This window comes from Paracidovorax avenae ATCC 19860, assembly GCF_000176855.2.
Classification (GTDB): domain Bacteria; phylum Pseudomonadota; class Gammaproteobacteria; order Burkholderiales; family Burkholderiaceae_C; genus Paracidovorax; species Paracidovorax avenae.
In genome coordinates this window covers 920,262-943,859 of the sequence record NC_015138.1, presented here as the reverse complement: position 1 = coordinate 943,859, position 23,598 = coordinate 920,262, and the positions used below count along the sequence as shown (strand labels likewise).

The following is a 23,598-nucleotide window of genomic DNA, read 5'->3' as shown; positions in this document are numbered from 1 at the left end:
GGCCCGTCAGGCGATCTTGAAACGCGCCACGGACTGGCGGAGCTCCTCGGCCATGTGCGACAGCTCACGCACCTGCTGTGCCGTGGTGCGCGTGCCTTCGCCGGTCTGCTCGGTCACCGCGAAGATGTGCTGGATGTTGTCGGCCACGCCGTTGGCCAGCTCGGCCTCGCGGGAGGCGGAAGAGGAAATCTGCTCGATCAGCTCGGCGAGGCGCCGCGACACGCGGTCGATCTCGGTCAGGGCCGTGCCGGCGGAGTCGGACAGGCGCGCACCTTCCACCACGCCCTGCGTGGAGCGCTCCATGGCGGCCACCGCATCCTGCGTGTCGGTCTGAATGGCCTTCACCAGCGCCGAGATCTGGCGCGTGGCGTCGGCGGAGCGTTCGGCCAGCCGCTGCACTTCTTCCGCCACGACCGAGAAGCCGCGGCCCGCTTCGCCGGCCGACGCGGCCTGGATGGCGGCATTCAGGGCAAGCACGTTCGTCTGCTCGGTAATGTCCGAAATCAGTTCGGTGATTTCACCGATCTCCTGCGACGATTCGCCGAGCCGCTTGATCCGCTTGGAGGTGTCCTGGATCTGGTCGCGGATGGAGTTCATGCCGCCGATGGCGTTCTGCACGGCCTGCAGGCCGGAGTCCGCGGCCTGCAGGGACTGGCGCGCCACCGCGGCCGATTCCTGCGCCTGCGCGGACACCTCGTTGATTCGGGTCGCCATGTCGAGCACCGAGCGGCCGGTTTCGCGGATCTCGCGCAGCTGTTCGGTGGAGGCGGCCAGCAGTTCGGTGGAGGTGCTGTCCACCTGCGCCGTCGTCTGGGCCACGCGGGTGGCCGTGTTCTGCACGCTGCCCACCAGCTGGCGGAGCTCTTCCACCGTGTAGTTCACAGAGTCGGCGATGGCGCCCGTGATGTCTTCCGTCACGGTGGCTTCCTGCGTCAGGTCGCCCTCGGCGACGGACTGCAGTTCGTTCATGAGACGAAGAATGGCGGCCTGGTTGGCGTCGTTGACGCGCTTGGCTTCCTGCTCCTGGCGGCGGGCGTCGCGCTGCTGCATTTCGGCAGCGGCCTGGCGGGTACGGCTGTCCATCAGCTGGACGCGGGAAATGCCCACGCCGCACAGCAGCACGAACAGGCCGGCGGCCACGAGGGCGGCCAGTTGCCCGGCGCCCAGGCCGGTCTGCTCGGAGAGCTTGGTCTGCAGGCCTTCCAGCTGGCGGCGCAGCGGTTCGCTGTCGGCGATGATGGCGGACTGCGCCTCGCGGGCGGAGACCAGGCCCTGCAGGTTGCCGAGGATGGCGCCGGCCTGCGTGCGGGTCTGGTCGTACACCTTGATCAGGCTCTCGAGCTGCTCGCGCGTCTGCGGATCGCGCGTGGCGGACAGGCGCATCTCGCTGCTGCCGTCGAGCATGCCCTGGGCGATCTCGCGGAAGGAGTTCAGGTCCTTGCCCAGCAGGAACACGGCCTCGGGGCTCACGCCCTCGGTGGTCTGGAATTCGTTGGCGGACTTGCCGATGCGCTGGGTCAGCATCACGAGCTGGCCTGCCGCGGAAATGTCCGTGGAGGGGGCGTTCTGCTGCAGCTTGAGCGAGGAGATCGTCTCGGCGATCTCCAGCAGGTCGGACGACTGGCGGTTGATGGTGCGCAGCGCATCGCCCACCTGCGTGAGGATCTTCTGCTGGCCCATCACGACGCCGGCATTGCGCTCCGCGCGCTCCATCAGCGGCGTGATCGCTTCCAGGTCGGGCTTGAACGGCTCGCCCAGGGCCTGCACGCGCAGGTCATCGTCGCCGGACGACAGCGCGCGCACGTTGCGCACCAGCACGCCCGAGCTGTCCACCACGTCGGGGAAGGCCTGCGGGCTGCCGACCAGTGCCTGCGAGACCGACTTCGCCAGCCGCTGGGACTGCATCAGGGCCTGGCCCGTGGCGGCGAGCTGCTGGGCGGAGCGGTCCGCCTGCTTCAGCACCCAGCCGGCGATCAGCGCCAGCACCACCACGCCCACGGCCAGCAGCGCGAGCAGCCGGCGCTGGTGCTCCGCCGCCGTCGCGCGGCCGAGCAGGGGCAGCGAGATCAGGTCCTCGTCGGCGACCTCGCCCTCCATCGACGGCGGAAGGGCCGAAGGCTCCCCCTGCACGCTCTGCATGCCGTCCGACTGGTAGGAGGCGGCCGCGAGCGAGTCCTGGCCGGCAGAGGCATCTCCCGCGTTCTTGCGAGCGAAGAGTTTTGCAAACGGATTCACGACGGACATGATGGTTCGGCCTTCAGAGAGGGAGTGCGCTCAAGCGCTGATGCTGAGGAATGCGGGGTGTTGGGAGAGCGCCTGCAGGTTCAGCTCCTGCCACGGGGTCCCCTCGGCATCCAGGTAGGTGGTGCCGAAGTACGGGGGTGCGTCGGCACCGGGGGGCGAGGAGTCCACGAAGGCATCGGTGCCGCGCAGGCCCGAGAGGCGATCGACCAGCAGCGCCGCGTTCACCTCCAGCGCGGCGTTCAGGACGAGCAGGCTGGCCTCGCCGAGCGCCTGCTCGGTACGGGTGGCGGACTGGCCCAGCAGGCCGGCCAGATCCACCACGCCGATCAGCGATCCGCGCAGGTTGGCGACACCGAGGAACCAGTCCTGGGTGTAGGGGACGGGCTGCACGCCCGTCCAGGGAAAGATCTCTCCGGACTGGCCCAGGGGAAGCAGGAAACGGCGGCCGGCCGACTCCACGGCCAGCCAGGAGGACACGGACGAGCCCTCGACCCGGGCGGCCTGCAATCGGGCCGCCAGCCGGGTCTGGAGTTCTCGGAGCGCTTCGCGATTGGCCATGGACGGACGGCCGGGATCAGTTCAGCGCGTCGATCTTGGCCTGCAGCTCCGCGGGATCCACCGGCTTGGTGATGTACCCGCGCGCACCCTGGCGCATGCCCCACACCCGGTCGGTCTCCTGGTTCTTGCTCGTGCACATGATGATGGGCACGTCGGCGTACTGGGGATCGCGGCTGATGGCGCGCGTCAGCTGGAAGCCGTTCTGGCCGGGCATGACCACGTCCATCAGGATGAGGTCGGGCTTTTCCTCGGCCAGGCGGCGGAAGGCCTCGTCGGCGTTCTCGGCGGTGCGCACCTGCATGCCCTTCTTCTGCAGCAGGTCGGTCAGGAACATCAGCTCGGTCTTCGAGTCGTCAACAACCAGAACTTTCTGGATGGGCATTACATCGCTCCTTGTTGGGCATTACCGAACTGCTGAACGGCTTTCAGCAGCTGGTCTTTGGTAAATGGTTTGGTGAGATATTCCTGGCAGCCCACCATGCGGCCGCGCGCCTTGTCGAATACACCGTCTTTTGACGAGAGCATGACAACGGGCGTGTCCGCGAAACGCGCATTGCGCTTGATGATGGCGCAGGTCTGGTAGCCGTCGAGTTTCGGCATCAGGATGTCGCAGAAAATCAACTGGGGTTGATAATCATTGACCTTCGCCAGGGCGTCGAAGCCATCGTCCGCCAGCAGGACCTCGTGGCCTCCCTGCTTGAGAAAGATCTCGGCACTCCGGCGGATGGTGTTGCTGTCGTCCACGACAAGCACCTTGAAGGTTGCGCCACTGGTCTGGGTCAATTTCGTCACCGCTGATGATGGTAAAAAACGACGCTTTTTGCCGGAGGCACGCTCAGATCTGGACCATTTCGAAGTCTTCCTTGCGTGCTCCGCATTCAGGACAGGTCCAATTCATGGGCACATCCTCCCAGCGGGTCTGGGGCGCTATTCCGTGCTCGGGCGAACCTGCGGCTTCGTCATATATCCAGCCGCAAATCAGGCACATCCAGGTTTTAGGGTCCGTCACAGCTTAAGGGGCCTTCACATAGAATGCAACGATTGTATCTAGACATCACCGCGGGACGCAGCTTCCGTGCCAACCGTTACGCTGGTGCGGCGCAATGACCACAGATTCCCCCTCCAAGCTCCCCTCCCCTCCCTCCTCCGGCACCGCCGACGACGACGGCGGGGTCCCCATCTGCGTGATGTCCTTCAATGCCAGCGACCCCAGCGGCGCGGGAGGCCTGACCGGCGACATCGCCACCATCGCCTCCGTGGGCGGGCACGCGGTGGCCGTCGTGACCGGCGCGTACGTGCGCGACACCGCGCAGGTATTCGACCACTACGCCCTGGACGACGAGGCCGTGGCCGAGCAGGCCCGCAGCGTGCTCGAGGACCTGACGGTGCAGGCGATCAAGGTCGGCTTCGTCGGCAGCCCCGAGAACCTCAGCGCCATCGCCTCCATCGCGTCCGACTACGACGACGTGCCGGTGATCGCCTACATGCCCAACCTGTCGTGGTGGCGAGACGACCTCATCGACCAGTACCTCGACGCCTTCCAGGAACTGCTGCTGCCCCAGACTTCCGTGCTGGTGGGCAACTACAGCACGCTTTCGCGCTGGCTGCTGCCGGACTGGGCCAGCGACCGCAAGCCTTCCGCGCGCGACCTGGCCATGGCCGCCTCCGAACTCGGGGTGCCCTACCTGCTCGTCACCGGCATTCCCGCGCCCGAGCAGCATGTCGAGAACGTGCTCACCTCCGCGCAGACCGTGCTCGGCACCACGCGCTTCGAACTGTTCGACGCCACCTTCACCGGCGCCGGCGACACGCTGTCGGCGGCGCTCGCCGCGCTCGTGGCCAGCGGCAACGACCTCGCCGAAGCGGCCAGCGAAGCGCTCACCTACCTCGACCGCTGCCTGGACGCCGGCTTCCGGCCGGGCATGGGCCACATCCTGCCCGACCGGATGTTCTGGGCCCAGCCGGACGACGATGACGACGAAGATCCCGACGACGAGCCCGGGACCGATCCCACGTCCACCGACGGCTTCGTGATGCCTCCCCATGACACCCAGCACTGACCTCAACCTTCCCCTCTTCGAACGCGCCAAGGCGCTCATCCCCGGCGGCGTCAACTCGCCCGTGCGCGCCTTCCGCGCGGTGGGCGGCACGCCCCGCTTCGTGCAGCGCGCCCAGGGCGCCTACTTCTGGGACGCCAACGGCCAGCGCTTCATCGACTACATCGGCTCGTGGGGCCCCATGATCCTGGGCCACGGCCATCCGGCCGTGCTCGAAGCGGTGCAGAAGGCCGCGCTCGACGGCTTCAGCTTCGGCGCACCCACCGAGCGCGAGGTCGAACTGGCCGAGGAGATCCTGCGCCATGTGCCGTCCATGGAGATGATCCGCCTGGTCAGTTCCGGCACCGAGGCCGGCATGAGCGCCATCCGCCTCGCGCGCAGCGCCACGGGCCGCAGCAAGATCATCAAGTTCAACGGCTGCTACCACGGCCATGCCGACGCGCTGCTGGTCAAGGCCGGCTCGGGCCTGGCCACCTTCGGCCACGCCACCAGCGCCGGCGTGCCGGCCGAGGTGGTGCAGCACACGCTGGTGCTGGAATACAACGACGTCGCCCAGCTCGAGGAAGCCTTCGCGCTGCATGGCAGCGAGATCGCCGGGCTCATGATCGAGCCCATCGCCGGCAACATGAACTTCGTGCGCGCCAGCGTGCCCTTCATGCGCCGCTGCCGCGAGCTCTGCACGCAGCACGGCGCGCTGCTGGTGTTCGACGAGGTGATGACGGGCTTCCGCGTGGCGCTGGGCAGCGCCCAGAGCGTCTATGCCCGCGACATCCCGGGCTTCAAGCCCGACATCACCGTGCTCGGCAAGGTGATCGGCGGCGGCATGCCGCTCGCAGCCTTCGGCGGACCGCGCGCGATCATGGAGCAGTTGGCTCCGCTCGGGCCGGTGTATCAGGCCGGCACGCTCTCGGGCAACCCGGTGGCCACGGCCTGCGGCCTCGCCACGCTGCGCGAGATCGCCCGCCCCGGCTTCTACGAAGCGCTGGGCGAGCGCACCCGCGCCCTGACCGGCGGGCTCGCCGACGCCGCGCGCGCCGAAGGCCTGCCCTTCTGTACGGACAGCGAAGGCGGCATGTTCGGCTTCTTCCTGCTGCCCGAGCTGCCCCGGAACTATCCGACGGTGATGACGACGGACGGCGCACGGTTCAATGCGCTCTTCCACGGGCTGCTGGACCGCGGCGTGTACATCGCGCCCGCGCTCTACGAGGCGGGCTTCGTGAGCAGCGCCCACAGCGCGCAGGACATCGACGACACCATCGCCGCGGCGCGCGAGGTGTTCCGTCGGATCTCCGCAGGCTGACCCGGGCCGGAGCCGGGGCCCGCGGAGGCGCTTCGGCTGCACGGCCGCCGCTTCGCATGGCGGCATCGGCGTGCCGGCTCCGGAGTGCAGAGTGGATGCGACGCCGTGCACCGGGCATGGCGAACCGGCGCTGCGGCGCCGCACTTTTCGCGAGCATCCATGAACCCCATCGCCTTTCTCTCGTCCTCCCTGGCCGCACGGCATGCCGCGGCATCGGAACAGGCCGCCTCCGCGGCCCGGCACCACGGCAGCCAGGCGCTGCAGCAGTCCCTCGCCACCCTGCTCGAAGGCCTCCTGAAGCGCATGCGCGGGGGAGCCGCTCCGTCGTCCCGCTCCGGCGACAGCGCCGCGGGGCATGCCGCCGGGACGGCACAGCCACCCTCGCACACCACGCAACGTGCCGTGGCGCACACCGAGGCCGGCCACGCCGGCACGGCGCACGCACCGCGCGGCGCAGGCACCCCGGCCACCACGGCCCATGCCGCGAAGCCGCCCGCGAACATGCAGGTCGGCGCGCAGACGGGCACGGTGGAGGTGAACAAACCCATCGTCGTGAAGGCCGGCCAGACCTTCGACGGCCAGGGCCGGCTCTTCAGCGCCGGGCCCGGGCTCAACGGCGGTGGCACGGCGGAGACGCATCTGCCGGTCTTCATCCTGGAGCCGGGTGCGTCCGTGAAGAACCTCCAGTTCAAGGGCGGCGACGGCATCCACCTGCTGGGCGACGCCAAGCTCGACAACGTGCACGGCCTGCAGACGGACGACGACTTCATCACCGTGGACGGCGCGGAGAACCGGGCCGTGGATGCGCAGCGCGCCGGCTATTCCGCCAAGAGCATCCCTCCGGGCCCGGCCCGCGTGGAAATCACGAACTCGTCGTTCCAGAACAGCCATGACAAGGCGATCCAGATCAACGGCGACGTCGACCTGAAGCTGCGCGGCATCTACGCGAACCAGATCGGGCAACTGGCCGTGACGCGCGGCGGCTACCCGATCACCGCGCATGTGGACATCGCCGACTCCACCGCGCAGAACCTGAAATCCTTCCTCTTCCGCTTCGACTCCCGGCAATCCACCGTGCACATCGCCAACACCGACGTGGACGGGGGCCGCACGCCGGTGAACGTGATGGCGGGCAACCCCGCCAACGTGCAGGGCACGCACAGCGTGCGCCAGTCGATCCAGACGGTCTGACCCTGGACGGGCGGGGACCCACGCGGCCGGGCGCCGCGGCGACGGGCCGTTAGAGCGGCTGCCACGACCCAGCGAAGCGGTTCTGGCTAGGCGCCGTATCGCAGGCAGTACGAGTAGTACGACAAGATGCGGCAACGACGCCAGAAGGGTCGTGTCAGCCGCTCTTAGTGGCGGAAGTGGCGCACGCCGCTGAACACCATGGCCACGCCGCGCTCGTCGGCCGCGTCGATCACTTCCTGGTCGCGCATGGAGCCGCCGGGCTGGATCACGCAGGTCGCGCCCGCATCCACCACCACGTCCAGGCCATCGCGGAACGGGAAGAAGGCATCGCTCGCCACCACCGTGCCCTGCAGCGACAGCCTGGCATGCTCGGCCTTGATGCTGGCGATGCGCGCCGAATCCAGGCGGCTCATCTGGCCGGCGCCCACGCCCATGGTCATGCCGCTCTTGCAGAACACGATGGCATTGCTCTTGACGTACTTGGCGACCTTCCAGGCGAAGAGCAGGTCTTCCATCTCTTCCAGCGTGGGCTGCTTCTTCGTGACGACCTTCAGATCCATCAGCGAGAGTTCGTGGTTGTCGGCCGTCTGCAGCAGCATGCCGGAGCCGATGCGCTTGGCGTCCATGGCATTGCGGCCGCGGTCCCAGGCGCGGGTGCCCTTGGAATGGGGCAGCGCGATCTTCAGCAGCCGCACGTTGGCCTTGGGCTTGAAGATCTCCAGCGCCTCGGGCGTGAACTCCGGCGCCATCAGCACCTCGACGAACTGCTTCACGACCAGTTGCGCTGCGGCGCCATCCACCGGGCGGTTGAAGGCGATGATGCCGCCGAACGCGCTGGTGGGATCCGTCTGGAAGGCCTTGCCGTAGGCGTCGGCGGCATCCAGGCCCACGGCCACGCCGCAGGGGTTGGCGTGCTTGACGATCACGCAGGCGGCGGCGTCGAAGCTCTTCACGCACTCCCACGCGGCATCGGCGTCGGCGATGTTGTTGTAGCTGAGTTCCTTGCCCTGCAGTTGCTCGCCCGTGACGATGGAGCCGGGCGCGGGGTACAGGTCGCGGTAGAGAGCCGCCTGCTGGTGGCTGTTCTCGCCGTAGCGCAGGTCCTGCACCTTGACGAACTGGCCGTTGCTCTGGCCCGGGAAGGGGTTGCGCTCGGGCACATAGGCCTCGGACAGCTTCTCGGCCTCGAAGCTGACGGAGGAGAGGTAGTCGCTGATCGCGCCGTCGTACTGCGCGATGCGGTTGAACGCAGCCACCGACAGCGCGAAGCGCAGCTTGTCCGACAGCTTGCCCGCGGATTTCAGCTCGCCCAGCACGGCGTCGTACTGGTCGGCCGAGGTGACCACGCCCACATCCTTCCAGTTCTTGGCGGCGCTGCGCACCATGGCCGGGCCGCCGATGTCGATGTTCTCGATGGCGTCGGCCAGCGTGCAGCCGGCCTTGGCCACGGTGGCCTCGAAGGGGTAGAGGTTCACCACCAGCAGGTCGATGGTGTCGATGCCGTGCTCCTTCAGCGCGGCCATGTGTTCCGGCAGCTCGCGGCGCGCCAGCAGGCCGCCGTGCACCTTGGGATGCAGCGTCTTCACGCGGCCGTCGAGCATTTCGGGGAACTGGGTCACCTCGGCCACTTCCGTGACGGGCAGGCCCTGCTCGGCCAGCAGCTTGGCGGTGCCGCCGGTGGACAGCAGGCGGATGCCCAGGGCGTGCAGCGCCCGGGCGAATTCGACGATGCCGGTCTTGTCGGAGACGGAGAGAAGTGCGTTCATGGTGGTGGGAAGGTTGTGGATTCGGTCGGTCAGAGCAGCTTGTGCTCCACGAGCTTCTTGCGCAGGGTGTTGCGGTTCAGCCCCAGCCATTCGGCGGCGCGGGACTGGTTGTTGTCGGCGTGGTTCATCACCACCTCCAGCAGTGGTTTCTCGACCAGGCGCACGAGCATGTCGTACATGCCGTCGGGGGTCTCGCCCCCGAGGTCGCGGAAATACCCCTGCAGGCTCTCGCGCACGCAGTCTTCGATGTTCTTGTTGCTCATGCGGGCAGTCCTTGTGGTTCCTGCGTATCGTCGGTATCCGTGCCGGTCCCCTCGGGCGGCGCTGCGGGGAGGCGGTCCATGTGCCGGCCCAGCTCCTCGAAGAACAGCGCGACGGCCTCCCACTGGGCGGCGCAGTCGTCGATGGTGTTGATGTGCTGGCGGAACGCCTCGCCGCCGGGCAGCGCGCGCACGTACCAGGCGATGTGCTTGCGCGCGCTGCGCACGCCCGTGGCCTCGCCGTAGAGTGCGTAGTGGTCGTGCAGGTGGTCCAGCAGCAGGCGCCGCACCTCGGCCACCAGCGGCGGCGCCAGGTGCTCGCCCGTGGCGAGGTAGTGGCCGATCTCGCGGAAGATCCACGGCCGACCCTGGGCCGCGCGGCCGATCATGATCGCGTCGGCGCCCGTGGCGGCGAGCACCGCCTTCGCCTTCTCGGGCGAGTCGATGTCGCCGTTGGCCACCACCGGCACGCGCACGGCGGCCTTCACGGCGGCGATGGTCTCGTACTCGGCATGGCCCTTGTAGCCCTGCTCGCGCGTGCGGCCGTGCACCGTCAGCATCCGGATGCCCACGTCCTCGAACGCGCGCGCGAGCTGCACCGCGTTCCTGTGCTGCTGGCACCAGCCGGTGCGCATCTTGAGGGTGACGGGCACGTTGCGCGGCGCGCAGGCCTCGACCACGGCCTGCGCGATCTCCACGGCCAGCGCCTCGTTCTGCATGAGGGCGGAGCCCGCCCATTTGTTGCAGACCTTCTTGGCGGGGCAGCCCATGTTGATGTCGATGATCTCGGCGCCGCGGTCGATGTTGTAGAGCGCGGCCTCGGACATCATGGCCGCGTCGGTGCCGGCGATCTGCACGGCGATCGGGCCGGGCTCGCCCTCGTGGTTGGCGCGGCGCGAGGTCTTCAGGCTGTTCCACAGGTCCTTGCGCGAGGTCACCATCTCGCTCACGGCGTAGCCCGCGCCCAGGGCCTTGCAGAGCTGGCGGAAAGGCCGGTCCGTCACCCCCGCCATGGGGGCGACGAAGAGGCGGTTCGCCAGGGGAATGTGGCCGATCTGCATGGCGCGCGGGAGTGCTGAAAAAACAGGCGGAAGAAAAAAGAGGCGGGATTGTACCTGCTTAAATTTTCAGCAAATGAAAAGCAGGGGACGCGGACCCGGGCATTGCCCGGCGCGCTCAGAAATAGCCGTGCGCAGGCACCTGCGGCTCGCCGGCCTCGGTCGGGGCGAAGGCCCCCACGGGCTCCTGCACCACCACCTGGTTGCGCCCGCCCTGCTTGGCCAGGTACATGGCGGTATCGGCGCGCGAGAAAAACTCCAGCACGGATTCGCCCAGCACGTACTGCGTGACGCCGACCGAGACCGTGACACGCCCGCGCAGCGGCTCCTTCCAGTCGTGCGACTCCACCTGCGAGCGGATGCGCTCGCAGGTATTGAGCGCGGGCAGCAGGGGCGTGGCCGGGAAGATCAGCAAAAACTCCTCGCCGCCGTAGCGGCCGAAGAAATCGTCGCTGCGCACGATCTGCTGGGCCAGCTGCGAGAAGGTGCGCAGCACCTCGTCGCCGCACAGGTGGCCCATTTCATCGTTGATGCGCTTGAAATGGTCCAGGTCCACCACCGCCAGGCACAGCGGTATGCCGCTCTCGTCGGCCAGCTGCTTCTGCTCTTCCAGCGCCGCGAGGATCGAGCGCCGGTTCAGGCAGCCGAGCGCATCCAGGCGCGCGCTCTCCGCGATGGACTTCATCTCGCTGCTGGTCTTCTGCAGCAGCCGGTGCAGCAGCCGCACGCGCCCCATCAGCAGCACATAGGCAGGCAGGGCCAGCGCGAGCGCCACGAAATGCAGGGCCTCCAGGCGCAGCAGCACGCCGTCGGCACGCTCTGCATAGTGCAGCCCCATCACGAGGGCATAGCCGGCCACGATGCCGCCGCACAGCAGCAGGGCCGTGCGGCGCGACATCGTGAGCAGCCCGTACGACATGGCGACGAAGAGGAACGGCGCCAGCGCGATCTGCGTGACGGGCTCCAGGTAGAAGACGAGCAGCAGGGTGGCGGCGGACGCCACCACGATGGGCAGCCGCAGCTGCCGGTCGCGCATCCGCCCCGGCTCCGGGGCCTCGCCCGGATGGCCGAAACGCATGTAGGCCGTGCCCAGCGCGACGCCGCAGGCGATCAGCGCCGCCACCATCAGCACCAGGGGCCCGGACACCATGCCCAGCGCATAGAACGCCAGCGTGCACACCAGGTAGAGCCCGCAGAGGAACACGGGCACCATGCGCCGGTAGGGCCGGCCCAGCCGGCGCTCGAGAATGCGCGCGGCCTGCAGGTCCGAGCCGCGGAACTGCGCGGACTCGTCGAATTCGGAAAAGGCCTCGCTCGGAGAGAACGCCTCCGTACTGGAAAAACGCTCCGGCCCGCGCGTTTGCAGCGACCCCCACAATTTGGCAAGACCCATAGCGACGGATGCCCTCTCCATGCGGCCAGGGAACCGCCCTGGCGCTTGAACTGCTTGAAAGACGTTACGGCGGCGCACATCGCCTTACCGAATGTTACATGGTGATGGGCCGTGCAGGTAGAGCAGGTGCGCTCCATGTGGGGGCGCAGCTTATCAAATCTTCCAACCGGACTGTCCGGCTGCCCCCACGCAGGCTATGGCGCGGGGCTGCCTGCCACAGCGCGACGGCGTGCCGGGCTACAGGGCCGGCCCGCCGCGGCCCCCTAAACTTGCGCCAGCTATGGAACTCTGGATGCAACACCTCATGGACCTGCTGGCGCTGCCCCAGTACGGTCTCAGCACGGTCTTCGTGGTGTCGTTCATCTCCGCGACGCTGCTGCCCCTGGGCTCGGAGCCGGCGGTGTTCGGCCTCATCCAGCTCAACCCGCAGCTGTTCTGGCCCACCATCCTCGTGGCGACCGCGGGCAACACCCTGGGTGGCGCCGTCAGCTGGTGGATGGGCCTGGGCGCCCACAAGGCGGTGGACAAGGCCCGCGGTGAACACACCAATGTGCGCGCCCTCGCCTGGCTCAAGCGCTTCGGCCCCAAGGCCTGCCTGCTGAGCTGGCTGCCCGTGGTGGGCGACCCGCTCTGCGCCGTGGCGGGCTGGCTGAAACTGCCGTTCTGGCCCTGCGTGGCCTACATGGCGGTGGGCAAGTTCATGCGCTACCTGGCCATGACCGGCGGCCTGCTGTATCTCTGGCCCAAGGTCATGGTGCACTGAGGCCCGGCTGCCAGCGGCCAGAGCACTCAGGACGCCGACGCCCGCCGGCGCAGCACGGTGCCTTCCAGGGTGTAGAGCACCAGCGCTGCCCAGATCAGCACGAAGCCCGCCAGCCGGGCCGGCTGCACCTGCTCGCCGAACAGCCACACGCCCAGCGCGAACTGCAGGCTGGGCGAGATGTATTGCAGCACGCCCATCGTCGCCAGCGGGATGCGGCGCGCCCCTGCCGCGAACAGCAGCAGCGGGATGGCGGTGATCGGCCCGGCAGCGACCAGCCAGCCCAGCGTGGCCGCATCGGCATTCAACCAGGCGGCCTGCCCTGTCCAGCCCAGCCAGGCGAGGCCGCCCACGGCCAGCGGCGCGAGCAGGGCCGTCTCCAGGGCCAGGCCCTCCATGGCGCCCAGCACCGCCGTCTTGCGCAGCAGGCCGTAGAAGCCGAAGGTGAGGGCCAGCACCAGCGCGATCCAGGGCAGGCGGCCGGCCTGCACGGTGAGCCACAGCACGCCGGCCGCGGCCACGGCCAGCGCCAGCCACTGGCCCGGGCGCGGGCGCTCGTGCAGGAAGGCATAGCCCATGGCCACGTTCACCAGCGGCAGGATGAAGTAGCCCAGGCTCGCATCCACCACGTGCTGGTTGTGCACCGCCCAGACATAGATCAGCCAGTTGGCCGATAGCAGCAGCGCCGAGAGCAGGAAGGCCGCCACCACCCGGGGCTGGCGGCGCAGCGCGGCCACCCAGGCGAGCTGCCGCCGCGCCGCCAGCACCACGGCCAGCAGCACCATCGACCAGAGCGTGCGGTGCAGCACCACCTCCAGCGCCGGCACCGAGGCCACCTGGTGGAAGTACACGGGGAAGATGCCCCACGCCACATAGGCGAGCGTGGCGTAGAGGATGCCGGTCTGCATGGGCCGATGCTAGCGCACGGCCCGGTGCAGCGCGCGCACCAGGTCAGACTGGGTGATGATGCCGACCAGCCGCCGCTCCGCGTCGATCACGGGGATGTGGTGGTGGCCGTCTTCCGTGAACAGCGGCACCAGTTCCAGCGCCGGGCGCTGCTCGCTCACCACACGCACCTGCCGGGTCATGATCTGGCCCACCACCTCCGGCTTGGTGGAATGCACCGCGCCCACGCGGCGAACCAGTGCTCGCAGCTGCTCGCCGATGCCCTGGTGCACGTCGAGGTCGATCTGGCGCATGAAGTCGGCCGTGGTGACGATGCCCACGATGCGGCGCGCGCGGTCCACCACCGGCAGCGCCTTGATGCGGCGGCGGCGCATCAGCGCCCAGGCTTCCTGCAGCCCCGTGCCGAACGCGGCCGTGACCGGCTCGCGCGACATGATGTCGCCGCAGCGCAGCTGCCCGAAATTGCGGCGGTACGCCTCGGCCTCGGCATGGTGCAGAAGCGCCTCCAGATCATCGCGGCTGACGTCCAGCACCTGGTTGTAGTGGGCCAGCGCGGCATCCAGGTCTTCGGGCGTGAAGCGCCCCGCGGCGCGCGCCTCCGTGGCACCCGCGGGGGCAGGACGGGCCTGCTGCGCGTGCGGGTAGCGCTTGCCCGTGGCCGCATGCCACGCCATGCCCGCCGCCACCAGCAGCAGGGAATTGGTCATCACGGGAAAGAATGCGAACTGCGGCGATGCGCCGTGCGCCATCACCACGAACAGCGCGGCCGCCCCGCCGGGCGGATGCAGGCAGCGCAGCGGCACCATGATCGCGATCGCCAGCGCCACGGCCAGCGCCCCCGCCACGGCCGGATCCTGCACCAGCGCCGCGCAGGCCACGCCCACCAGGGCGGACAGGGTGTTGCCGCCCACCACGGACCAGGGCTGCGCCAGCGGGCTCGCCGGAACACCGAAGACCAGCACCGCGCTCGCGCCGATCGGCGCGACCAGCCAGGGCGAAATGCCCCAGTGGCCGCCCACCCAGCGGCTGAGCAGGCCGGCCAGCAGCACGCCGAGCAGCGCGCCCAGGACCATCCGCAGGCGCTCGCGCCCATCCACCCGCATGGGCGCCGGCCAGAGGGCGAGCGCCGCGCGGCGCAGGCGCTCGGTCACGGGGAGGGACATTGGATGGCGGGGACGTGCGCCGGAATCCGGCGCGTTGTTTGGCACGGGGATAGCGTGACGCAACTCTCAAACGTCGGGTCGAAAAGCAAGTGCAAAATTCTCGTATTTGTATGAGTGCAGCGCAGCGTCGCCCAGTACACGTCGCCTGCTCCGCACGATGCCGCAAGCATACCCAAGAGAGGAAATGGCAAGGGTCATCTCGCCTGCCCGACCGGCCGACCGGCCGAATACGCTGGGTCTTATCGTTCCAGGGTCTCCAGACAATCAAACGAGTAGACTCGAAACGATCCCAAACGACCTCCATACAAGGAAAAATGAATCCAGCAGAGGAAGGTGGCTCGTGAGCCTGGAAGGACAACTTCTCGACCATAAATCCTTGCGAGCGGTCACCGGCAAGACCGCGGACTGGAGCGAAATTGCCAAGGATTGCATCGCCTTTGCCAATGCAACGGGTGGTCGCCTACTGCTGGGAATAGAGGATGGCCAGAGCGAGCCTCCTGCCGACCAGCGTATCCCTTCAGACCTGCCTGACACACTTCGCCGCAAGCTGGCAGAGCGTACGGTCAACGTGACTGTATTGCCGGATGTCACCACCTCGCCCAATGGTGGTCAGTACATCGAATTGCGCGTCCCTCGCTCCATGGCCGTCGCATCCACCACGGACGGTCGCTACTTCCTGCGGGTGGCCGACCAGAGCAGGCCCGTGACGGGCGATGACGTGATGCGCCTGGCCAGTGAGCGTTCCGCATTGCCATGGGAAACGCAAACCACCCTACATGTTCCAAGCGCGGAGATGGATATCGCGAAGCGCGACAGGTTGCTGGCCGCCCTGCGCGCATCGGATCGCGTCAAGCCCTCCGTCAAGGAGAAGTCTGACGACGAACTTCTCGATCACTATCAACTCACCCGAGGGGCGGAACTCACCAACCTGGGTGTGCTCAGCCTTGGCCGCCAGCATCATCGCGCCCGACTGACCACGGCACCAGTCATTCAGTTCATCAAGTACGACGAACATGGGCAGAAGGTGAACAAGCTGGTCTGGGATGACCATACACAAAGCCCGATGGAGCTGATCGAAGCGGTGTGGCACGAGGTGCCCGACTTTCGCGAGCGCTACGAACTGCCGGATGGCCTGTATCGCCAGAACGTGCCCGCCTTCGATGAGATCGTGGTGCGCGAACTGCTGGTCAACGCGCTGGTCCATCGCCCTTACACCCAGCGCGGCGACATCTTCCTGAACCTGCATCCAGACCGGCTGGAAGTGATCAACCCCGGACCGCTGCCCCTGGGGGTCTCGCCGAGGAATATTCTGCACACCACGGTGCGCCGCAACGAGCACCTGGCTCGCCTCTTCCATGACTTGAAACTGATGGAACGGGAAGGCAGTGGCTTCGACAAAATCTTCGAGGTATTGCTCTCACAGGGTCGCCCGGCTCCCGAGTTGGCAGAGACCCACGACCGTGTGCAAGTGACTGTGCGTCGCCGCATTCTCAAGCCCGAGGTCATCGACTTCATTGCCAAGGCGGATCAGACCTATCAACTCACGCAGCGCGAGCGGATCGCACTGGGCCTGTTGGCGCAAGACGATGCACTGACTGCCCGCGAACTGATCAACGCCCTGGATCTGCCATCGGTGGAGGCACTTCAGCCCTGGCTCAAGCGCCTGCTGGACTGGCAACTGGTGCAGAGCGCTGGACGCACCCAGGCAACGCGCTACTTTGTCGATCCGGATCTGCTACGCAGCCTGCAGTTCACCGGCGAGACCACCCTCAAGCGCATCGAGCCGCACCGCTTGGCCGCGCTGGTCATGGAAGACCTGCAGCGCTATCCCCGATCGGCCATCAGCGACATCCACCGACGCGTCGGTGGTGAAATCCACGCGAAGCAGGTCAAGCGAGCCCTGGAGGAGTTGATCGGGCGCGGGGAAGTCCGCTTTGAGGGCAACAACCGCTGGCGACGGTACTGGGCAGTGGCATGAACGGTCTATCGGACAAATAGCTCCTTATCGTCGATAGATGGGCGATACAAGTCGGGCAATTCGTCGACATCCATCGTTGAATCAAGGACTTCTATCGACCACTGCACCCGCACAAGCGGATGCAGTGACCTGAAATGGCTTGCCCGAATCAGACGTTGAACAAAAAGTTCATCACGTCCCCGTCCTTGACGACGTATTCCTTGCCTTCCGCCCGCATCTTGCCCGCGTCCTTCGCGCCCTGCTCGCCCTTGAAGGCGATGAAATCGTCGAAGGCGATGGTCTGGGCGCGGATGAAGCCGCGCTCGAAGTCGCCGTGGATCACGCCGGCGGCCTGGGGCGCGGTGGCGCCCACGGGCACGGTCCAGGCGCGCACTTCCTTCACGCCGGCGGTGAAGTAGGTCTGCAGGCCCAGCAGCTTGAAGCCGGCGCGGATCAGGCGGTTCAGGCCGGGCTCGTCCTGGCCCATCTCGGCCAGGAACAGGTCGCGGTCCTCGTCGCTCATCTCGCTCATCTCGGATTCGATCTTGGCGCAGATGGCCACCACGGGCGCGTTCTGCGCGGCGGCGTATTCCTTCAGGCGGTCGAGCAGCGGGTTGTTCTCGAAGCCGTCCTCGGCTACGTTGCCCACGAACATCGCCGGCTTGGCGGTGATCAGGCAGAACTGCTTGAGCAGGGGTGCGTCTTCCTTGCTGACGGGCACTGTGCGCGCGGGCTTGCCCTGGTCGAGCGCGGCCTGGATGGGCGTGAGCAGCGAGACCAGCTTGGCGGCTTCCTTGTCGTTGCCGCTCTTGGCGGCCTTGCTGTAGCGGTTGAGGGCCTTTTCCACCGTGGCCAGGTCGGCCAGGCACAGCTCGGTCTGGATGACCTCGATGTCGGCGATCGGGTCCACGCGGCCGGCCACGTGGATCACGTTCGGGTCTTCGAAGCAGCGCACCACGTTGACGATGGCGTCGGTCTCGCGGATGTGGGCCAGGAACTGGTTGCCCAGGCCTTCGCCCTTGGAGGCACCCGCCACCAGGCCGGCGATGTCCACGAACTCGACGATGGCCGGCACGATGCGCTCGGGCGTGATGATCCCGGCCAGCTGCTGCAGGCGGGGATCGGGCACTTCCACCACGCCGGTGTTGGGCTCGATGGTGCAAAAAGGGTAGTTCTCGGCCGCGATGCCGGCCTTGGTCAGGGCGTTGAAGAGGGTGGACTTGCCGACGTTGGGCAGGCCCACGATGCCGCATTTCAGGCTCATGGCGGGGCTTTCAGGGTTCGGGGGAAAACCGGCGATTTTACCGGGCAGCCATGTCCCTGCCGGCCCGCCCGGCGCGGAGGGTCAGTCGAAGCGCCAGTCGGCCGCGATGCGCTGGCCCACGCGCAGCACGCGGCCGGCCCCTTCAAGCACGATGGCGTTCATGCCGAAGGTGATGGCGCCGTTCACGCGGCGGTCCTGCCGGTAGGCGCGCAGGGTGTCGCCCACGTCCGGGGTGCTCTCGGCCGTGGCCGGGTCGATGTCGGGGATCGGGCAGCGCGTGCAGGGCTTGACCGGCCGCAGGCAGGCAGGGCCGCCCTCCGCGTCGATGTGCAGGCCGTCGATGCGGTCCTCGTCGTGCGCCTCCACGCCGTCGATGACGATGTTGGCCCGGAAACGCTCCATCGCGGCGGCCGGCGCGCCCGCCGTCTGCAGCCGCACGTTGAGCTCCTGCAGCGAGGCCTCGCTGGCCAGCAGCACGGGGTAGGCGTCGGCGAACTGGTTGGGCGCCTCCACCCCGTCCGTCCAGCGCAGGCTGGATAGCCGGCGGTGTGCCGGGTCGAATCGGACCAGGCGGCAGGGCCGGCCCAGGCATTCCGAGAACCACCGCGCGGCCTCGTCGCCCGCGTCCCGGGCGGGCACGGCATCGTCCCAGACGCGCACCTGCGCCACCGGCCCGCCGGCCTGCAGGGCCACGCGCAGCACCGGCATGCCGGGCGCGTGCAGCGACAGCGCCTGCGCATCCAGCTGCGGCCGCACCAGGGCCATGCGCGGCACGGTGCGCTGGGTGAGGAATTCGCCCGCCGGATCGACCACCATCCAGGACCGGTCCCACTCCAGCCCGGTGGGCGTGAGCAGGGCCTCGGGCACGGCGATGGCCGCGCAGGACTTGACGGGGTGGATGAACAGGCGGGAGATGGTGCCGCCCAGGTCGCGGTCGGTGCGGAAGGTCACGCGGAGGTCTCCGGGTAGCGCGGTGGGGAAAGGGGAAGCGGCGATTGTGCCTTCGCACGGCAGAGCACGGGCCGGCTCCTACAATGGCCGCATGGCGCAAACCTTCGATGTCTGTATTCGCGGCGCTGGCGTGGTGGGCCGCGCGCTGTCCCTGCTTCTCGCGCGCGAGCGCCTGCGCGTGGCCCTGGTCCCGGGGCCGGCCCCTGCGGCCGAGGGCACCGACGTGCGGGCCTACGCGCTCAACGCCGCCTCGCGCGCGCTGCTGGAATCCGTGCGCAGCTGGCCCGGGGCGGAACACGCCACGCCGGTGCTGCGCATGGACGTGCACGGCGACATGGGCGGCGAGGTCAGCTTCGACGCCGGGCGCCATCCCTCTACCGAGGCGCTGGCCTGGATCGTCGACGTGCCCGCGCTGGAATCCCGGCTGGCCGATGCCGTGCGCTTCCAGCCGCAGGTGGAGGTGGTCGATGCGCCCGTGCAGGCCGCGCTCACCGTGGTCTGCGAAGGCCGCGCGAGCCGCACGCGCGAGGAATTCGGCGTGCACTACGCCGAGGTGCCCTACGGCCAGCATGCGGTGGCCACGCGGCTGCGCTGCGAGCGGCCCCACGGCCAGGTGGCGCGCCAGTGGTTCCTGCCCGACGGCATCCTGGCCTTCCTGCCCCTGGGGGGGCCGGAAGGGAACTCCGTGGCCGTGGTGTGGTCCGTACGGCAGGACGAGGCGCAGCGCCTCCTGGCCATGGAACCCTCCGATTTCGAACAACGCATCCGCTCCGCCAGCCTGGACACGCTGGGCGCCCTCACGCTGGACGCTTCCCGGGCCGCGTGGCCGCTGCAGCAGGCCCGGGCCGACCGCTGGTGCGGACCGATGCCGGCCGCCGCAGGCAACGCCCCCATGTCCGCGAAGGCGCCGGCCCGCAGCTGGGCGCTGGCGGGCGATGCCGCGCACACCGTGCATCCGCTGGCCGGGCAGGGGCTGAACCTGGGCCTGGCCGATGCCCAGGCCCTGGCCCGCGTGCTGCGCGAGCGCGACTACTGGCGCGGCGTGGCGGACCAGCGCCTGCTGCGCCGCTACGAGCGCGAGCGCAAGGCCGCGCTGCTGCCGATGGGCTGGGCCATGGACAGCCTGCAGCAACTCTTCTCGCGCCACGAGGGGCCCGTGCCCTGGCTGCGCAACTGGGGCATGCGCGGATTCGAGCGCAGCGGCCCCCTGAAGGACTGGGTGACGCGCCAGGCCATGGGCCTGGGCTGACGGCCCGCCCCCCAATGACGGGATGGGGAGGCCGCCGTGCCGCCCATCCCCAGAGATTCACGCATCACGAAGGAGCACCATGAAACTGATCCCCGCCCTGCTCGCCGGCGCCGCCGCGCTCACCATCGGCTTCGGCGCCCACGCCCAGGAATCGGCGATCCGCAAGACGCTGGGCAGCCGCATTCCGCAGCTGCAGAACATCGACGAGGTGCGCGCCACGCCCATGCAGGGCCTGTACGAGGTGCGCATCGGCACCGATGTGTTCTACACCGACGCCAAGGGCAACTACCTCATCCAGGGCGAACTGATCGACACCAAGGCGCGCCGCAACCTCACCGAGGACCGCATCAACAAGCTCACGGCGGTGGATTTCGCCTCCCTGCCCTTCCAGGACGCGTTCACCATCGTGCGCGGCAACGGCCAGCGCAAGCTCGCGGTGTTCGAGGACCCGAACTGCGGCTACTGCAAGCGCTTCGAGAAGGACCTGCAGAACGTGGACAACGTGACGGTCTATCTCTTCCTCTATCCCATCCTGAGCCCCGATTCGGCCGAGAAGTCGCGCAACATCTGGTGCTCCAAGGACCGCGCGGCCGCGTGGCAGGACCACATGGTGCGCGACAAGACCACGCCGGCCGCGAGCTGCGACACCGCCGCCGTACAGCGCAACCTGGCCTTCGGCAAGAAGCACAAGATCACCGGCACGCCGACGCTGATCTTCACCGACGGCTCCCGCGTGCCGGGCGCGATCGACGCGCGCGAGGTGGAAAAGCGCCTCGCCGACGCAGGATCGGGCGCCGGCCCGGCCCCCGCCACGAACTGACCTGTCCCCGCCCCTTCCGGATACCGCATGGCCGCCCACCGATCGCACGCCCCCGCCGTCCACTACCGCGTGGAAGCCGCGCAGCTGCACGCGCGCATCTACCACGTCACCCTCACGGTGGAGAACCCCGCCGCGCAGCAGGAGCTGTCGCTGCCGGTGTGGATTCCCGGCAGCTACCTGGTGCGCGAGTTCGCGAAGAACCTGCAGAACCTGCGCGCCCGCCAGGACGGGCAGGAAGTGGCGCTCGCGCAGCGCAGCAAGAGCCTCTGGCAGGCCGCCTGCCGCGAGGGTGCGCCGCTGGTGCTGACCTACGAGGTCGGGGCCTACGACAGCTCGGTGCGCACGGCGTGGCTGGACTCGTCGCGCGGCTTCTTCAACGGCACGAGCCTGTGCCTGCGCGTGCATGGCCAGGAGGATGCCCGCCACGACCTGGAGATCGTCGCCACGCCGGAGGTGTCGCACTGGTCGGTGGCCACGGGCCTCACGGCGGAGAAGACCACGCGCGCGGGCTTCGGCACCTACCGCGCGGCCTCGTACGACGAGCTGGTGGACTGCCCGGTGGAGATGGGGCCCTTCTGGAGCGCCCGCTTCACCGCCTGCGGCGTGCCGCACCGCCTGGTCGTGGCCGGCGCGGCGCCCTCGTTCGACGGCGAGCGCCTGGTGGCCGACACGCGCCGCATCTGCGAGACGGGCATCCGCTTCTGGCACGGGGCCGGCAAGCCGCCCTACACGCAGTACCTGTTCATGCTCAACGTGATGGACGACGGCTACGGCGGGCTGGAGCACCGCAACTCGACGGCCCTGGCCTGCAGCCGCCGCGACCTGCCCCGCCTGGGCGAGGCCAGGACGCCCGAGGGCTACACCACGCTGCTCGGGCTCATCAGCCACGAGCATTTCCACACCTGGAACGTCAAGCGCCTGCGCCCGGCCGAACTGGCGGGCTACGACTACACCCAGGAGAACTACACCCGCCTGCTGTGGTTCTTCGAGGGCTTCACCAGCTACTACGACGACCTGCTGCTGCGCCGCGCCGGGCTGATCGACGATGCCACCTACCTGCGCCTGCTCGCCAAGAACATCAACCAGGTGCTGCAGACGCCGGGGCGCCGGGTGCAGAGCGTGGCGGACGCCAGCTTCGACGCCTGGGTGAAGTACTACCGCCAGGACGAGAACACGCCGAACGCCACGGTGAGCTACTACACCAAGGGCGCGCTCGTCGGCCTGTGCCTGGACCTGGCGCTGCGCCGCGAGGGCCGCACCACGCTCGACGACGTGATGCGGGCACTCTGGGACCGCTGCGACGCCGGCCCCATGACGGAAGACGACCTGCTGGCGGTGCTCGAAGCCCTCTCGGGCCGCTCCTTCGCGCGCGAGATCGCCGAATGGGTGCACGGCACCGGCGACCTGCCCCTGGCCGAGATGCTGGCCGCGCACGGCGTGGCCCTGCGCGCGGAAGCGGCGCAGCCCGCGCAGCGGCTGGGCCTGCGGGTGTCCGAGGGCCAGGGCCTGCAGGTGAAGGTGGTGCTGCGCGGCGGCCTGGCCGAGGAAGCCGGTTTTTCCGCGGGCGACGAGTGGCTGGCCGTGGAGGCGCACGGAGAGACCTGGCGCATGCAGCGGCTGGACGATGTCGCGCTCTATGCCGGCCGCGAAAAGCGCGTCACGGCGCTGGTGTCGCGCGACCGCCGCGTGCTGCGGCTGCCGCTGGCGCTGGAGCGCGAGGGCGGCGCGCCGGACGACACCGTCGCGCTCTCGCTGGCGGAGGCGCCCCTGGCACGGCGCTGGCTGGACGGCCAGCCGGACACGGGCATGGCCGCGGGCTAGGGCGCGGAAGGCGGCCCTTGGGTATAGTCGTCCGCACCACAACGACACCCAGGAGATACCCCTTGGCCTACGAAGTCATCGAGGTCCGCACCGAGGCGGACAAGGTCGGCGTCATCACGCTGAACCGCCCCAAGCAGCTCAACGCGCTCAACGACCAGCTCATGGACGAGCTGGGCGACGCACTGGCCGCCTTCGATGCCGACGAACGCATCGGCTGCATCATCCTCACGGGCAGCGAGAAGGCCTTCGCGGCGGGCGCGGACATCGGCGCGATGGCCAAGTACGGCTTCGCCGACGCCTACAAGGGCGACTACATCACGCGCAACTGGGAGCGCATCCGCTCCATCCGCAAGCCCGTGATCGCGGCCGTGAGCGGCTTCGCGCTGGGCGGCGGCTGCGAGCTGGCGATGATGTGCGACTTCATCATCGCGGCTGACAACGCGAAGTTCGGCCAGCCCGAGATCAAGCTCGGCGTGATTCCCGGCGCGGGCGGCACGCAGCGCCTGCCGCGCGCCGTGGGCAAGTCCAAGGCCATGGACATGGCCCTCACCGCCCGCATGATGGATGCCCAGGAGGCCGAGCGCGCCGGCCTGGTGAGCCGCGTCGTGCCCTACGACAAGCTCATGGACGAAGCCCTGGGCGCTGCCCTGGTGATCGCCGGCTTCTCGCAGGTGGCCGTCATGGCGGCCAAGGAAACCGTCAACCGCGCCTTCGAAGGCTCGCTCTCCGACGGCCTCATGTACGAGCGCCGCCTGTTCCACGCGCTGTTCGCCACGCAGGACCAGAAGGAAGGCATGGCCGCCTTCCTGGAGAAGCGCCCGGCGGCCTTCACGCACCGCTGAGTCCAGCGCGGCGAGATCGGTGAAGCAGCGCAGCCGCT

22 protein-coding genes are annotated in these 23,598 nt (G+C 68.7%); 9 read left to right on the top strand and 13 right to left on the bottom strand.

The window, feature by feature from the left end:
* Positions 1-6: 6 nt before the first annotated feature.
* From ACAV_RS04155 to ACAV_RS23990, 5 genes are read right to left on the bottom strand one after another with little or no spacing between them, the layout of a single operon-like run.
* Positions 7-2,244, bottom strand: a complete 2,238-nt coding sequence (locus ACAV_RS04155) for a methyl-accepting chemotaxis protein (protein ID WP_013593321.1) — start codon at positions 2,242-2,244, stop codon at positions 7-9.
* 30 nt (positions 2,245-2,274) lie between these two features.
* Complete coding sequence (locus ACAV_RS04150) at positions 2,275-2,802, bottom strand: chemotaxis protein CheW (protein ID WP_013593320.1); 528 nt, start codon at positions 2,800-2,802, stop codon at positions 2,275-2,277.
* 16 nt (positions 2,803-2,818) lie between these two features.
* Positions 2,819-3,184 (bottom strand): response regulator, encoded by a 366-nt coding sequence (locus tag ACAV_RS04145; protein WP_011794058.1) that lies wholly within the window; start codon positions 3,182-3,184, stop codon positions 2,819-2,821.
* Complete coding sequence (locus ACAV_RS04140; RefSeq protein WP_011794057.1) at positions 3,184-3,594, bottom strand: response regulator; 411 nt, start codon at positions 3,592-3,594, stop codon at positions 3,184-3,186. The genes ACAV_RS04145 and ACAV_RS04140 overlap by 1 nt, the downstream gene beginning before the upstream one ends.
* A gap of 43 nt (positions 3,595-3,637) precedes the next feature.
* Positions 3,638-3,811 carry a rubredoxin gene (locus ACAV_RS23990; protein ID WP_011794056.1) on the bottom strand — a complete coding sequence of 58 codons (174 nt, stop codon included), beginning with the start codon at positions 3,809-3,811 and terminating at the stop codon, positions 3,638-3,640.
* Between the two features lie 94 nt (positions 3,812-3,905).
* Between ACAV_RS23990 and thiD the strand changes: the two genes are divergently transcribed.
* From thiD to ACAV_RS04125, 3 genes are all read left to right on the top strand, one after another.
* Positions 3,906-4,862 (top strand): bifunctional hydroxymethylpyrimidine kinase/phosphomethylpyrimidine kinase, encoded by a 957-nt coding sequence (gene thiD, locus ACAV_RS04135; RefSeq protein WP_013593319.1) that lies wholly within the window; start codon positions 3,906-3,908, stop codon positions 4,860-4,862.
* Entirely contained in the window at positions 4,846-6,159 is a 1,314-nt protein-coding gene (gene hemL, locus ACAV_RS04130) for a glutamate-1-semialdehyde 2,1-aminomutase (RefSeq protein ID WP_013593318.1), read from the top strand. The genes thiD and hemL overlap by 17 nt, the downstream gene beginning before the upstream one ends.
* A 159-nt stretch (positions 6,160-6,318) precedes the next feature.
* Positions 6,319-7,350, top strand: a complete 1,032-nt coding sequence (locus ACAV_RS04125; RefSeq protein ID WP_013593317.1) for a pectate lyase — start codon at positions 6,319-6,321, stop codon at positions 7,348-7,350.
* A 164-nt stretch (positions 7,351-7,514) separates the two neighbouring features.
* Here ACAV_RS04125 and purH read toward each other — a convergent pair whose 3' ends face one another.
* The 4 genes from purH to ACAV_RS04105 form a co-directional block, all read right to left on the bottom strand.
* The gene (gene purH / locus ACAV_RS04120) at positions 7,515-9,116 is read right to left on the bottom strand and encodes a bifunctional phosphoribosylaminoimidazolecarboxamide formyltransferase/IMP cyclohydrolase (protein ID WP_013593316.1); all 1,602 of its coding nucleotides are present in this window, start codon (positions 9,114-9,116) and stop codon (positions 7,515-7,517) included.
* A gap of 29 nt (positions 9,117-9,145) precedes the next feature.
* Entirely contained in the window at positions 9,146-9,379 is a 234-nt protein-coding gene (locus tag ACAV_RS04115) for a Fis family transcriptional regulator (RefSeq protein ID WP_011794051.1), read from the bottom strand.
* The gene (dusB, locus tag ACAV_RS04110; RefSeq protein ID WP_013593315.1) at positions 9,376-10,437 is read right to left on the bottom strand and encodes a tRNA dihydrouridine synthase DusB; all 1,062 of its coding nucleotides are present in this window, start codon (positions 10,435-10,437) and stop codon (positions 9,376-9,378) included. The genes ACAV_RS04115 and dusB overlap by 4 nt, the downstream gene beginning before the upstream one ends.
* A 115-nt stretch (positions 10,438-10,552) precedes the next feature.
* A complete protein-coding gene (locus tag ACAV_RS04105) occupies positions 10,553-11,827 on the bottom strand; it encodes a GGDEF domain-containing protein (protein ID WP_013593314.1) in 1,275 nt (424 codons plus the stop codon).
* A 280-nt stretch (positions 11,828-12,107) separates the two neighbouring features.
* Between ACAV_RS04105 and ACAV_RS04100 the strand changes: the two genes are divergently transcribed.
* The gene (locus ACAV_RS04100) at positions 12,108-12,590 is read left to right on the top strand and encodes a YqaA family protein (protein ID WP_013593313.1); all 483 of its coding nucleotides are present in this window, start codon (positions 12,108-12,110) and stop codon (positions 12,588-12,590) included.
* Positions 12,591-12,616: 26 nt separating this feature from the next.
* Here the strand turns inward: ACAV_RS04100 and rarD are convergent, their stop codons facing one another.
* Positions 12,617-13,495 (bottom strand): EamA family transporter RarD, encoded by an 879-nt coding sequence (gene rarD, locus ACAV_RS04095; RefSeq protein WP_013593312.1) that lies wholly within the window; start codon positions 13,493-13,495, stop codon positions 12,617-12,619.
* Positions 13,496-13,504: 9 nt separating this feature from the next.
* Complete coding sequence (locus ACAV_RS04090) at positions 13,505-14,656, bottom strand: HPP family protein (protein WP_013593311.1); 1,152 nt, start codon at positions 14,654-14,656, stop codon at positions 13,505-13,507.
* 340 nt (positions 14,657-14,996) lie between these two features.
* Between ACAV_RS04090 and ACAV_RS04085 the strand changes: the two genes are divergently transcribed.
* Positions 14,997-16,634 (top strand): ATP-binding protein, encoded by a 1,638-nt coding sequence (locus ACAV_RS04085; RefSeq protein ID WP_013593310.1) that lies wholly within the window; start codon positions 14,997-14,999, stop codon positions 16,632-16,634.
* Positions 16,635-16,782: 148 nt separating this feature from the next.
* On the opposite strand, the gene ychF is transcribed toward ACAV_RS04085, so the two are convergent.
* A complete protein-coding gene (gene ychF, locus ACAV_RS04080; RefSeq protein ID WP_013593309.1) occupies positions 16,783-17,877 on the bottom strand; it encodes a redox-regulated ATPase YchF in 1,095 nt (364 codons plus the stop codon).
* An 81-nt stretch (positions 17,878-17,958) separates the two neighbouring features.
* Positions 17,959-18,828, bottom strand: coding sequence for an MOSC domain-containing protein (locus ACAV_RS04075; protein WP_013593308.1), 870 nt, complete (start codon positions 18,826-18,828; stop codon positions 17,959-17,961).
* Positions 18,829-18,919: 91 nt separating this feature from the next.
* On the opposite strand from ACAV_RS04075, the gene ACAV_RS04070 reads away from it, so the two are divergent.
* The 4 genes from ACAV_RS04070 (at position 18,920) to ACAV_RS04055 (ending at position 23,560) form a co-directional block, all read left to right on the top strand.
* Positions 18,920-20,077 (top strand): FAD-dependent monooxygenase, encoded by a 1,158-nt coding sequence (locus ACAV_RS04070; RefSeq protein WP_013593307.1) that lies wholly within the window; start codon positions 18,920-18,922, stop codon positions 20,075-20,077.
* A gap of 79 nt (positions 20,078-20,156) precedes the next feature.
* Complete coding sequence (locus ACAV_RS04065; RefSeq protein ID WP_013593306.1) at positions 20,157-20,897, top strand: DsbC family protein; 741 nt, start codon at positions 20,157-20,159, stop codon at positions 20,895-20,897.
* Positions 20,898-20,924: 27 nt separating this feature from the next.
* A complete protein-coding gene (locus ACAV_RS04060; protein ID WP_013593305.1) occupies positions 20,925-22,718 on the top strand; it encodes a M61 family metallopeptidase in 1,794 nt (597 codons plus the stop codon).
* Positions 22,719-22,780: 62 nt separating this feature from the next.
* Positions 22,781-23,560 (top strand): enoyl-CoA hydratase, encoded by a 780-nt coding sequence (locus tag ACAV_RS04055; protein WP_013593304.1) that lies wholly within the window; start codon positions 22,781-22,783, stop codon positions 23,558-23,560.
* Positions 23,561-23,598 lie beyond the last annotated feature (38 nt).